This is a genomic window from Pseudomonas sp. MF08817 (assembly GCF_059862705.1).
This window is the reverse complement of sequence record NZ_JCBCUY010000020.1, coordinates 19196-31417: the sequence shown is the minus strand read 5'-3', so window position 1 is coordinate 31417 and position 12222 is coordinate 19196. Positions and strand designations below refer to the sequence as shown.

The following is a 12222-nucleotide window of genomic DNA, read 5'->3' as shown; positions in this document are numbered from 1 at the left end:
TTGGCTCGACAGTTTTTTCGAGGAATGTGGTGGCGAAGCCGATTTCAGGCCTTTCGCCCCGTCGCTCTTGGGCGGCAGGTAACCATTTTCTGCTTCACTCAAGGCTAGCCCGACGGCTCGCCGCCCGGATCATAGGGGAATGGCGTAATGGCAACGGTAGACCGCTGGCTGCTGCCAGATGGCATCGAAGAAGTACTGCCGCCTGAAGCGGCGCGCATCGAAGTAGCGCGCCGCCAGGTGTTGGATCTGTTCCAGAGCTGGGGCTACGAGTTTGTCGTAACCCCTCATATCGAGTACCTGGAATCCCTGTTGACCGGTGCTGGCCAGGACCTGGATCTGCGCACCTTCAAGGTCATCGACCCGCAATCGGGTCGGCAGATGGGGTTTCGCGCAGACATCACGCCGCAGGTGGCGCGCATCGATGCGCACACCCTGCGCCGCGAAGGCCCAAGCCGCCTGTGCTACGCCGGTAGCGTGCTGCATGCGCAGCCGCGTGCGTTGTCCTCCTCGCGCAGCCCAATCCAGTTGGGCGCCGAGTTGTACGGCGATGCCAGCCCCAGCAGCGACGTGGAAGTCATTAGCCTGATGCTGGCCATGCTACAACTGGCCGATGTGCCGGATGTGCACATGGACCTGGGGCATGTCGGCATCTATCGTGGCCTGGCACGCGCCGCCGGTCTGTCCGGCGAAGTGGAGCAGCAGTTGTTCGACGCCCTGCAACGCAAGGCCATTGACGAAGTGATCGCGCTGACCGAAGGCCTGCCGGCCGAATTGGCCGCAATGCTGCGGGCGCTGGTTGACCTGTGTGGCAGTCGCGAAGTGCTGGATGCCGCCCGTGTGCGCCTGGCGAACGCGCCGGCCCCGGTACTGGCGGCGCTGGACGATTTGCTGGCGATTGCCGAGCGTCTGTCCGCGCGTTTCCCCCAGTTGCCGCTGTATTTTGACCTGGGCGAGCTGCGCGGTTACCACTACCACACCGGCGTGGTGTTCGCCGTGTTCGTACCGGGCGTGGGTCAATCCATCGCCCAGGGCGGTCGCTACGACGATATCGGCGCCGATTTTGGTCGTGCCCGTCCAGCGACTGGTTTTTCCACCGATTTGAAAACCCTGGTGACCCTGGGGCGTGCTGAGATCGAGCTACCGTCTGGCGGTATCTGGATGCCTGACAGTACGGATGCAGCACTCTGGCAGCACGTTTGCCAGTTGCGCAGTGAGGGTCAGCGCGTTGTCCAGGCCTTGCCTGGGCAGCTGTTGGCCGCCGCCCGTGAAGCGGACTGCGACCGGCAATTGATTCAGCAGAACGGGCTTTGGCAAGTATTGCCGCTGGCTTCTTGAGTTTTCCTGCCGGCGGCTGCCGGCACCAAGTTTGCGCGAATGAGGACAAGTGTTATGGGTAAGAATGTCGTAGTCCTGGGCACCCAATGGGGTGATGAGGGCAAAGGCAAGATCGTTGATCTGCTGACCGAACATGCTGCCGCCGTAGTGCGCTACCAAGGTGGCCACAACGCGGGCCACACCCTGGTGATCGACGGCGAGAAAACCGTCTTGCACCTGATCCCGTCGGGAGTACTGCGCGAAGGCGTGCAGTGCCTGATCGGCAACGGCGTGGTGGTTGCACCGGACGCCCTGCTGCGGGAAATCACCAAGCTGGAAGAGAAAGGCGTACCGGTGCGTGAGCGCCTGCGTATCAGCCCTTCCTGCCCGTTGATCCTGTCCTTCCACGTTGCGCTGGACCAAGCCCGTGAAAAGGCCCGTGGCGAGTTGAAGATCGGTACCACCGGTCGCGGCATCGGCCCGGCTTACGAAGACAAGGTTGCGCGTCGTGGCCTGCGTGTGGGCGACCTGCTCAACATGCCACGTTTTGAAGACAAGCTGCGTGAACTGGTGGATTACCACAACTTCATGCTGGTGGGTTACTACAAAGAGCCGGCCATCGACTTCGACAAGACCCTGGCCGAGTGCAAGGAGTACGCCGAGCTGCTCAAGCCGCTGATGCTGGACGTGACGGCCGAGCTGCACGACCTGCGTCGTGCTGGCAAAGACATCATGTTCGAAGGCGCCCAGGGCTCGTTGCTGGACATCGACCACGGTACCTACCCCTATGTAACCAGCTCCAACACCACCGCGGGCGGCGTTGCTACCGGTTCGGGTGTGGGCCCTATGTTCCTGGACTACATCCTGGGCATCACCAAGGCTTACACCACGCGCGTCGGTTCGGGCCCGTTCCCGACCGAGCTGTTCGACGAAGTCGGCGCGCACCTGGCCAAACAAGGTCACGAGTTCGGTGCCACCACCGGTCGCGCTCGTCGTTGTGGTTGGTTCGACGCCGTTATCCTGCGTCGCGCTATCGACGTGAACAGCATTTCGGGCATCTGCCTGACCAAGCTGGACGTACTCGACGGCCTGGAAGCCATTAACATCTGCATCGGCTACAAAGATGCAGAAGGTAAAGACGTAGCCCCGACTGACGCTGACAGCTACGTGGGCCTGCAGCCTGTGTACGAAGAAGTGCCGGGCTGGACCGAGTCCACCGTGGGCGCCAAGACGCTGGAAGAGCTGCCTGCCAACGCCCGTGCTTACATCAAACGCGTCGAAGAGCTGATCGGCGCGCCGATCGACATTATTTCGACGGGCCCGGACCGCAACGAAACCATCGTTCTGCGTCATCCGTTCGCGTAATAAGCTGTTGATGTAAAAAGCAAAGGGCCCTCGATTGGGCCCTTTGTCGTTTCTGCCTGACAAGCGGCACGACCCTTGCTGTGTTTCCCTCTTTGGTGGTGCTATCAATTTAATGGCACCCTAGGTGGAGGGATTCCCAATGTCTGCCGTTCTCTCATTGTTACAAAGCCGGCTGTTGCGACCGGTGTTCGTTACCCTTGGTATCGCTCTTTTGGTGCAAGTGCTGGTGGCCGTTGCACTAACTCGGAGCACGGTGACCGCGTTGGAGGCCGATTTGGCCAATCGGTTGGGTGTGGATAGCCAGAAGCTTTCGGGTGAATTGGAGCAGGCCGGGCGCGAGGTGACGTCGAGCCTCGACGGCCTCTCCAGCAGCACGCGTCAGCGCCTCACGGCGGGGCTTTCGTCGCGCCTGGAAGATGAGCAGGCGCAACTTCGCGCCACGTTGGAGAAAGACCTTCAGGATTCGGCTAACGATATGGCCCAGCTCCTGGCCTCCGTGGCGCCGCGCGCCATGTGGGACAACGATGTGCCAACCCTGTCTGAATTCGCACGACGCGCGCAGCGCAACCCCAACGTGTTGTTCGTGGTGTATGACGACGCTACGGGCCAGCATCTGACCCGCTACCTGAACCGGGAAAACCCGATCAACAAGGCCCTTCTGGAAAAAGGCCAAGGCGAGCGGGCGCTGGATAAGGTGCTGGACGCGGCGAAGAACGATAAGTCGGTGTACTACCTGGAAGCCTCCATCAACCCCAATGGCGTGGAAATCGGCAAGGTGCTGATGGGCGTGTCGACAGCGTCGGTGGAAACCGACCTGGCGGCGCTGGACAAACGCTTTAGCGCGTTGATCGCCAGCAGCGACCAATTGGTGGATGACAGCCTCAAGGGCGCGGCGGCTGACAGCGCCACGGCTATGCGCGCGCGCCTGCAATCTGCCCAGGGCACGGCGGCGGCAATGAAAGACAACACCGCCAGCACCGTGCAGGAAGCGGCGGCGACGTTGCGCTGGCGCATTGGCCTGGCCCTGGCCCTGGTGGGCTTTGGCGTCTTGCTGCTATTGGCTGTGGTGCTGGGGCGTCGGGTGGTCAATCGCTTGCACCTGCTGATTGCGGCCATGGACGATCTGGCGGCCGGGGACGGCGACCTGACCAAGCGTGTGCAAATCAACAGCAAGGATGAAATCGGCGACATGGCCTCGGCGGTCAATCGCTTTGTGGATAAATTGCAGCCCATCGTGCGCGAGGCGGGCGATGTGGCCCAGCGTACTGGCGTGGAAATCGGCGCCATGACCCGGCGCAATGCGGGTGCCGATGCGGCGGCCGCGTCCCAGCGCGACGAAGTGGCCGAAAGCCTGCGGGCGCTGTCGCAGATGGCCGATGAAGCGCAGGCAGAGAGCCAGGCCATGCAGTCGGCATTGCAGCAAGTGGTGGAGATCCGCCAGGCCACGGACGAGAACACTCGCACTTCGGCTCAGGTGGGTAGCCTGATTGAGGCGCTGGCCGGGCAGGTGGACACCGGGGCCAAGGTTATCGAGCGCCTGGCGCAGCAGAGCGAGCAGATCGAGGTGGTGCTGACGGTGATCCACGGGATCGCCGAGCAGACCAACCTGTTGGCGTTGAACGCGGCTATCGAGGCGGCGCGAGCCGGTGAAACCGGGCGCGGTTTCGCGGTGGTGGCCGACGAGGTGCGCGCGCTGGCCAGCAAGACCCAGAGTTCCACCGGCGATATCCAGGCCCACATCGGCGCCTTGCAGCAGGGCGCGCGGGAGGCGGTGGCTGCGATTGGTCAGGCCGGGCGCCAGGCCAGTGAAGGCTTGTTGGTGCTGCGCGACAGTGCACGCTTGCAGCAATCGGTGCAGTCATCGGTGGAGCAAGTTCACGCGGCCATTGGCCTGGCGACCCAGGCGGCGGCGCATCAGGCTCAGGGCGCGCACGCGGTGCGGGGACGGGTTGAAACCATCCACGCTCAGGCCGAGCAAGCGGCGCAAGCGGTGATAGAGACTACGGCCAGCGGCAAGGTGCTCGATGGCCTCGCGGCGCAGCTGAAGGCGAGCTTGGGGCAGTTCAAGGCTTAGGTGGGTTGTAGATCTTCTGTGGGAGCGGGCTCCCTCCCACAGCCACCAGGCCTATTTCAACGGCTCAGGTACATCCGCGTCGTCAGCAAATACACCGGTAACCCCGACACCAGGATCAGCAGCGCCGCATAGGGTGCGGCGGCGGCGAACTCCACATTCGCCGTATGCGCCCACACCTCGGTGGCCAGGGTGTTGAGCCCGGTGGGGCTGAGCAGCAGGGTCGCGGTGAGCTCTTTCATGGCATCCAGGAACACCAGCGCAAACGCAGCGCCCAGGGCCGGGAAGATGATCGGTAGGGTCACCCGGCAAAACGCGCTGAAGGAGCTGGCGCCAAGGGTGCGTGCGGCTTCCTCCAATTGCGGCGCGGCTTTGTTTAGTGCAGTGCGGATCGGTGCCTGCGCCAAGGGCAGAAACAACAGGGCGTAGGCGATCAGCAGCAAGGCCGACGTCTGATAAAGCACGGGCACGTAATGGAGGGCGAAGAACACCAGGGTCAGTGCGATCACCAGTCCCGGCAGAGCGTGCAGTAGGTACGGCAGGCGTTCGGCCCACAGCGCCAAGGCACCTTTGTAGCGCACCACCAGCAAGCCGACGGGCACCGCCAGCACCAGGCACAGCGCCGCGCCGCCCAGGGACAGGGCCAGGGACGAGAGCAAGGCCTCGCTGATGGCCGCCACGGGAAAGGCCGCCGAAGACCCCACCGCCAACCAATAAGCCAGCATCCCCAGGGGCACACCGCTGCCAATGATCGCCAGCATCAGGCAATAGGCCTGCCCCATCAGTGCCCAGTTGCCCAGGCGCACCTGCTCTGCTTGGCGCGCCGCGCCTTGGCCGGTGCGCACGTGGCGGCCCTTGCCGCGTACCCGTAACTCCAGCCACAGCAGCACCAGGCAGAGGGCGAGCAGCACTGCCGAGAGCATCGCAGCGTTGGCGTTGCTGAACTCCAGTTCAAACTGCTGGTAAATCGCCGTGGTAAAGGTTTGCAGGCCAATGATCGACAGGGCGCCGAACTCCACCAGCATGTGCAGGGCAATCAGCAGTGAGCCGGCCAGTAACGATGGCCAGAGCAGGGGCAAGGTGACACGAAAGAACACTCCCCAGCGGTTTTGCCCCAGGGTGCGGGCGGACTCCTCCAGGGATGGGTCGAGGTTGCGCAGCGTCGCCGCCACCGGCAAAAACACCAGCGGGTACTTGGACAGGGTCATTACGAGAATCGCCCCGCCCAGGCCCTCGAAACTGGCGCTCAAAGATACCCAGGTGAAGCTGCTGACAAACGCCGGTACCGCGAACGGCAAGCACAGGATCACGCCCCACAGGCGTCGCCCAGGTAGGTTGCTGCGCTCCAGCAACCAGGCCAGCGACAGGCCAATGACCCCGCAAGCCATCGTCACGCCAACCATCAGCAGTAAGGTGTTGCTCAGCAGGCGCAGCACATAGGGCCGCCACAGCAGATGCACCGCCTCGGCCCAGCCGGCCTGCCAGGCCTTGAGCCCCACATATAGCAGGGGCAGCAAGCTGAGGCCGATCAGCAGCAACACCGGTAGCAGCAGCCAGATCGAGGGGCGTTTGCGCCCGGGCACATAGTTCGAGCCTTGGGCGCGCGCGCGCAGCGATGTGCCCATCAGTTCAGGCCAACGTCACGTTCCAGGTCCAGGGCTTCTTCGGCGTTGCCCAGGTCCGCCGGGGTGACTTTCGGCGCCTGCAGTTCACTGAACGGCTTGAGCCCGCGATCCGACTCCATGCCTTTGTGCAGCGGATATTCGGCGGTGGTCTGGGTAATCACGCGCTGGCCTTCTTCGCTGACCATGTAGGCGAGCAACTGTTGGGCTTCTTTTGGGTATTTGCTGGACTTGATGACCGCAGCGCTAGACACGGTAATCAGCCCGCCGGCGTCGCCATCGGTGAAGTAGTGCAGTTTGGAGTCGAGCTTGCCTTTTTCCCGTTGCAGGGCGAACCAGTAGTAGTTGTTCACCAGCACGGTGGCGACTTCACCGTTCTCCACGGCTTTGAGCGCCACCATGTTGTTGCTGTAGGTTTTGCCGAAAGCGCGCAGGCCGGTGAGCCATTCTTCGGCCGCGTCCATGCCATGTAATTTGATGATCGCCACCGCTTGTTCCTGGAACGCGCCGCTGGTGGGCACGAAGCCGACTTTGCCCTGCCACTCGGGGTTGGCGAAATCCAGCACGGTTTTGGGCAGGTCTTTTTCGTCGATCAGCTTCGGGTTGAACGCCACCACGCGCACACGAGCGGTCACGCCGATCCAGGTGCCGTTGCTCGCCACGTAGTCCTTGGGCAACACGGCGAGTGTGGCGTCGTCGGCTTTGGCCAGCAGGCCTTGTTCACCGAGTTTGTTCAGGGGAGGGGACTCCTCGGTGTAGATCACGTCGGCGGGGGAGCGGTCGCCTTCTTCGACGATCTGGCTGGCGAGCTGGTTGCTGCTGCCCTTGCGCACGTTGACGTGAATACCGGTCTTGGCCTCAAACGCCTTGGCCACGGCGTCCCCCACTTCCTTGTGCTGGCCGTTGTAGAGCGTCAGGGTGACCGGGCCGCCAGCCTGGGCGAGTGGTGCGAACAGGGCCAGGCCCAGCAGGGAGAGGATCAAGCCACGTAGAAGGGAGGTTGCACGTCGGGTATATCGAAGCATCATTCGCAGGGTTCCTCGCGGTCGCATTGCAAAAACTTGTAACAATAATAAACGATATTGTTTCTCAAGTGCGGATGGATACCGCTTGACGGCCGAGGAGGGAAATGGGGAGGGCTTGCTGAGGAGGTGTGCGCAGTTTTGCAAATCAAAAAGCCAGAAATGCAAAAACCCGCTTTCGCGGGTTTTTGTGAAGCGCCAGCGTGAAAGGCTGATGCTTGAATTGGTGCCCAGAAGAAGACTCGAACTTCCACGACCTTGCGGTCACCAGCACCTGAAGCTGGCGTGTCTACCAATTTCACCATCTGGGCAGTATCAACAACATTTTCGCGCTGTTGATGGGGCGAACTATACGGAGAGAGTTTTGATCTGTAAACCCCTGTTTTCGTTTTAATAAACCGAATACTTGGAATGAAATCAAACACTTAGAATGCAAAAACCCGCTTTCGCGGGTTTTTGTGTGAGCTTCAAAGTTGAACTAACCTCAAGCTCTGAATTTGGTGCCCAGAAGAAGACTCGAACTTCCACGACCTTGCGGTCACCAGCACCTGAAGCTGGCGTGTCTACCAATTTCACCATCTGGGCAGTATCGGCAACGGCTACGTCGTCGATGGCGCGCACTATACGGAGGCAGTTTTGAGCTGTAAACCCCTGTTATCAAAAAACCAGCGAAAAATTCGCGAGCGGTCTTCTAATGCGTTTTCTGCGTAGGTCAAAGGGCTTTTAAGGGGCTCTTGGAGTCTGAAATTTCCCGTTTCATTACGCCTATGCCAAACTAACCCGCATATAGACAAGGTGAAAACTCTCTAATGGCCGATTGGCAGTCCCTCGATCCCGAGGCCGCTCGTGAAGCGGAAAAATATGAAAACCCTATTCCTAGCCGCGAACTGATCCTTCAGCACCTTGCTGATCGGGGTTCGCCTGCTAGCCGCGAGCAACTGGTAGAAGAATTCGGCCTGACCACCGAAGACCAGCTCGAAGCCTTGCGCCGCCGCCTGCGTGCCATGGAGCGCGATGCTCAACTGATCTACACGCGCCGTGGCACTTATGCGCCGGTGGACAAGCTCGACCTGATCCTGGGGCGCATCAGCGGCCACCGTGACGGCTTTGGCTTCTTGGTGCCGGATGACGGCAGCGACGACTTGTTCATGAGCCCGGCGCAAATGCGCCTAGTGTTCGATGGTGACCGCGCGTTGGCCCGTGTTTCCGGTCTGGATCGTCGTGGCCGCCGCGAAGGCGTGATCGTCGAAGTGGTGTCCCGTGCCCACGAGACCATCGTCGGTCGCTATTTCGAGGAGGGCGGCATCGGCTTCGTGGTTGCCGATAATCCGAAGATCCAGCAGGAAGTGCTGGTGACTCCGGGTCGCAATGCCAGCGCCAAAGTCGGCCAATTCGTTGAGGTGAAAATCACCCACTGGCCGACGCCACGCTTCCAGCCGCAAGGTGATGTGGTGGAAGTGGTGGGCAACTACATGGCACCCGGCATGGAAATCGATGTCGCGCTGCGTACCTACGACATTCCCCATGTCTGGCCTGAAGCGGTGCTCAAAGAAGCCGCCAAGCTCAAGCCGGAAGTCGAGGAAAAGGACAAAGAGAAGCGCATCGACCTGCGCCACCTGCCATTCGTCACCATCGACGGCGAAGATGCCCGCGACTTCGACGATGCGGTGTACTGCGAAGCCAAGCCGGGCAAGCTGCGCCTGTTCTCCGGCGGCTGGAAGTTGTACGTGGCGATTGCCGACGTTTCCAGCTACGTGAAGATTGGCTCGGCCCTGGACAATGAAGCCCAGGTACGCGGCAACTCGGTGTACTTCCCCGAGCGCGTGATCCCGATGCTGCCGGAGCAACTGTCCAACGGCTTGTGCTCGCTGAACCCGAAAGTCGACCGTTTGGCCATGGTGTGCGAGATGACCATGTCCAAGACCGGCGAAATGACCGATTACCAGTTCTACGAAGCGGTGATCCACTCTCAGGCGCGCCTGACCTACAACAAGGTCAGCACCATCCTGGAGCAGCCGAAAACCAGCGAGGCCAAGGCCCTGCGCGGTGAGTACGGCCATGTCGTGCCGCACCTCAAGCAGCTTTATGCGCTGTACAAGGTGCTGCTGGGCGCTCGTCATGTGCGCGGTGCCATCGACTTTGAAACCCAGGAAACCCGAATCATCTTCGGCTCCGAGCGCAAGATCGCGGAAATCACCCCGACCACCCGCAACGATGCCCACAAGCTGATCGAAGAGTGCATGCTGGCGGCCAACGTGGCCACCGCGGAATTCCTCAAAAAGCATGAAATCCCAGCTCTGTACCGGGTGCACGATGGTCCGCCGCCGGAGCGCCTGGAAAAACTGCGCGCCTTCCTGGGTGAACTCGGTTTGTCCCTGCATAAAGGCAAGGACGGCCCATCGCCGAAGGATTACCAGGCACTGTTGGCCAGCATCAAGGATCGTCCGGATTTCCACCTGATCCAGACCGTCATGCTGCGCTCGTTGAGCCAGGCAGTGTATAGCGCTGATAACCAGGGCCACTTCGGCCTGAACTACGAAGCCTATACCCACTTCACCTCGCCGATCCGCCGCTACCCGGACTTGCTCACGCACCGGGCGATCCGCAGCGTGATCCATTCGAAGATGAACACCCCGCACGTCAAGCGCGCCGGTGCCATGAGCATTCCCAAGGCGCGGATCTATCCGTACGACGAGGCGGCCCTGGAGCAACTCGGCGAGCAGTGCTCGATGAGCGAACGCCGTGCCGACGAAGCGACCCGCGACGTTGTGAACTGGCTCAAGTGCGAGTTCATGAAAGACCGCGTGGGCGAGTCGTTCCCCGGGGTCATTACCGCCGTGACCGGTTTCGGTCTGTTCGTCGAGCTGACCGATATCTACGTCGAAGGCCTGGTTCACGTCACGGCATTGCCGGGCGATTACTACCACTTCGATCCTGTGCACCACCGCCTCGCTGGCGAGCGCACCGGCCGTAGCTTCCGCTTGGGCGACACCGTGGAAGTACGGGTCATGCGCGTCGATTTGGACGAGCGCAAGATCGACTTCGAGATGGCGGAAAAAACCATCAGCGCGCCGATCGGCCGCAAGAAACGGGGTGCAGAAGCAACCGCCCCAGCCGCCAAGGCTGCCGCCGAACCTGCACCGGCGAAAACCGGGCGTCGCACTTCGACCAAAGAGAAGGCCAGCGAAGCCTATCGCCCAAGCGATGCCGCGGCGAAAAACGCCGAGTTGCGCAAAAGCCGTGAATTGAAGCAGGCGTTGTTGGCCGAAGCGAAAAGCGGTGGTAAAGCGGCGTCTGGGGGAAAGCCCGCAGCGTCGGACAAGTCGAGCAAACCGAGTAAACACCGTAAGGGCCCGCCCAAGGCAGGCTCGGCCCCGGCTGCGAAAAGCGGCGGGGCGCGCAAACCTAAGGCCAAGTCATGAGTCTGGAAAAAATCTACGGCGTGCATGCCGTGGAAGCGTTGCTGCGTCACCACCCCAAGCGCGTCAAGCAGATCTGGCTGGCCGAAGGCCGCAATGATCCGCGGGTGCAGACCCTGATCGAGCTGGCCAACGAAAACCGCGTTGCGGTCGGCCAGGCCGAGCGTCGCGAGATGGACGCCTGGGTCGAAGGCGTGCACCAGGGCGTGGTCGCGGATGTGAGCCCGAGCCAGGTCTGGGGCGAAGCCATGCTCGATGAGCTCCTGGATCGCACCGAAGGCGCGCCGCTGTTGCTGGTGCTCGACGGTGTGACCGACCCGCACAACCTCGGCGCTTGCCTGCGTTCGGCCGATGCGGCGGGTGCGCTGGCGGTAATTGTGCCCAAGGACAAGTCGGCAACCCTGACGCCGACTGTACGAAAAGTGGCCTGCGGTGCGGCGGAAGTGATCCCGCTAGTGGCCGTGACCAACCTGGCCCGGACGCTGGAAAAGCTCCAGCAGCGCGGCCTGTGGGTCGTGGGCACGGCAGGGGAGGCGGAGGTCAGCATCTATGACCAAGACCTGACCGGCCCGACCATCCTGATTATGGGCGCCGAAGGCAAAGGCATGCGCCGCCTGACCCGCGAACATTGTGACTACCTGGTGAACCTGCCGATGGCGGGCAGCGTCAGCAGCCTCAACGTGTCCGTGGCGACCGGCGTATGCCTGTTCGAGGCCCAGCGCCAGCGCGGCGCGAAAAAAGCCGCCGCTACACGCAAGTAAATCAGCCCTAAGCTGCAAGTTAAGCGTCGATGCGCTTGCAGCTTGTCACTTGCAGCTTGCAGCTTAGAGCCTCCTTCTCTACTATTGCGCCCCTTGCCTTCATGGCAGGCACGCATGTGCCTCACCGTGGCAAGGTCCATAAGTGTCATTCACTCCTTGTCTGACCGCTTTTGAGCGGCAGGCTACAACCCGTAAGGAGCATTCATGCGTCATTACGAAATCATCTTTTTGGTCCACCCGGATCAAAGCGAGCAAGTCGGCGGCATGGTTGAGCGTTACACCAAGCTGATCGAAGAAGACGGCGGCAAAATCCACCGTCTGGAAGATTGGGGCCGTCGTCAACTGGCCTACGCAATCAACAATGTTCACAAGGCTCACTACGTGATGCTGAACGTTGAGTGCACCGGCAAGGCCCTGGCCGAGCTGGAAGACAACTTCCGCTACAACGATGCAGTGATCCGTAACCTGGTCATCCGTCGCGAAGAAGCCGTTACTGGCCAATCCGAGATGCTCAAGGCTGAAGAAAACCGCAGTGAGCGCCGTGAGCGTCGCGACCGTCCTGAGCACGAAGGCGCTGAAAGCGCTGATAGTGATGACAGCGACAACAGCGATAACGCTGACGAGTAATCCACGGACCTTTTAAGGAGC

General features: G+C 61.5%; 8 protein-coding genes and 2 tRNA genes. 6 read left to right on the top strand and 4 right to left on the bottom strand.

The annotated features are described in order from the left end of the window. Positions 1-147: 147 nt before the first annotated feature. The 3 genes from AC19YR_RS14015 (at position 148) to AC19YR_RS14005 (ending at position 4753) form a co-directional block, all read left to right on the top strand. On the top strand, positions 148-1335 hold the full coding sequence (locus AC19YR_RS14015) for an ATP phosphoribosyltransferase regulatory subunit (RefSeq protein WP_500598894.1): 1188 nt from the start codon (positions 148-150) through the stop codon (positions 1333-1335). 54 nt (positions 1336-1389) lie between these two features. Continuing rightward, a complete protein-coding gene (locus AC19YR_RS14010; RefSeq protein ID WP_095109359.1) occupies positions 1390-2679 on the top strand; it encodes an adenylosuccinate synthase in 1290 nt (429 codons plus the stop codon). 139 nt (positions 2680-2818) lie between these two features. Then, the gene (locus AC19YR_RS14005; protein ID WP_095109360.1) at positions 2819-4753 is read left to right on the top strand and encodes a methyl-accepting chemotaxis protein; all 1935 of its coding nucleotides are present in this window, start codon (positions 2819-2821) and stop codon (positions 4751-4753) included. A gap of 56 nt (positions 4754-4809) precedes the next feature. On the opposite strand, the gene AC19YR_RS14000 is transcribed toward AC19YR_RS14005, so the two are convergent. The 4 genes from AC19YR_RS14000 to AC19YR_RS13985 all read right to left on the bottom strand — a co-directional run bounded on the left by AC19YR_RS14000 (position 4810) and on the right by AC19YR_RS13985 (position 7979). Next, positions 4810-6375 carry an ABC transporter permease gene (locus tag AC19YR_RS14000; RefSeq protein WP_500598892.1) on the bottom strand — a complete coding sequence of 522 codons (1566 nt, stop codon included), beginning with the start codon at positions 6373-6375 and terminating at the stop codon, positions 4810-4812. Continuing rightward, entirely contained in the window at positions 6375-7400 is a 1026-nt protein-coding gene (locus AC19YR_RS13995; RefSeq protein WP_500598890.1) for an extracellular solute-binding protein, read from the bottom strand. The genes AC19YR_RS14000 and AC19YR_RS13995 overlap by 1 nt, the downstream gene beginning before the upstream one ends. Before the next feature lie 218 nt (positions 7401-7618). Further along, positions 7619-7705: transfer RNA gene (locus tag AC19YR_RS13990), tRNA-Leu, on the bottom strand. Positions 7706-7892: 187 nt separating this feature from the next. Beyond that, a tRNA-Leu gene (locus AC19YR_RS13985) sits at positions 7893-7979 on the bottom strand. 224 nt (positions 7980-8203) lie between these two features. Between AC19YR_RS13985 and rnr the strand changes: the two genes are divergently transcribed. From rnr to rpsF, 3 genes are all read left to right on the top strand, one after another. Further along, a complete protein-coding gene (rnr, locus tag AC19YR_RS13980; protein WP_500598889.1) occupies positions 8204-10816 on the top strand; it encodes a ribonuclease R in 2613 nt (870 codons plus the stop codon). Beyond that, complete coding sequence (gene rlmB / locus AC19YR_RS13975) at positions 10813-11574, top strand: 23S rRNA (guanosine(2251)-2'-O)-methyltransferase RlmB (protein ID WP_095109364.1); 762 nt, start codon at positions 10813-10815, stop codon at positions 11572-11574. The genes rnr and rlmB overlap by 4 nt, the downstream gene beginning before the upstream one ends. Before the next feature lie 204 nt (positions 11575-11778). Next, entirely contained in the window at positions 11779-12201 is a 423-nt protein-coding gene (gene rpsF / locus AC19YR_RS13970) for a 30S ribosomal protein S6 (protein WP_003217491.1), read from the top strand. Positions 12202-12222 lie beyond the last annotated feature (21 nt).

Bases quoted from the DNA above. Each gene is read 5' to 3' on its own strand.
- AC19YR_RS13995 (WP_500598890.1), bottom strand. From the start codon at position 7,400: ATGATGCTTCGATATACCCGACGTGCAACCTCCCTTCTACGTGGCTTG.
- AC19YR_RS14005 (WP_095109360.1), top strand. From the start codon at position 2,819: ATGTCTGCCGTTCTCTCATTGTTACAAAGCCGGCTGTTGCGACCGGTG.
- rlmB (WP_095109364.1), top strand. From the start codon at position 10,813: ATGAGTCTGGAAAAAATCTACGGCGTGCATGCCGTGGAAGCGTTGCTG.
- rnr (WP_500598889.1), top strand. From the start codon at position 8,204: ATGGCCGATTGGCAGTCCCTCGATCCCGAGGCCGCTCGTGAAGCGGAA.
- AC19YR_RS14000 (WP_500598892.1), bottom strand. From the start codon at position 6,375: ATGGGCACATCGCTGCGCGCGCGCGCCCAAGGCTCGAACTATGTGCCC.
- AC19YR_RS14010 (WP_095109359.1), top strand. From the start codon at position 1,390: ATGGGTAAGAATGTCGTAGTCCTGGGCACCCAATGGGGTGATGAGGGC.
- rpsF (WP_003217491.1), top strand. From the start codon at position 11,779: ATGCGTCATTACGAAATCATCTTTTTGGTCCACCCGGATCAAAGCGAG.
- AC19YR_RS14015 (WP_500598894.1), top strand. From the start codon at position 148: ATGGCAACGGTAGACCGCTGGCTGCTGCCAGATGGCATCGAAGAAGTA.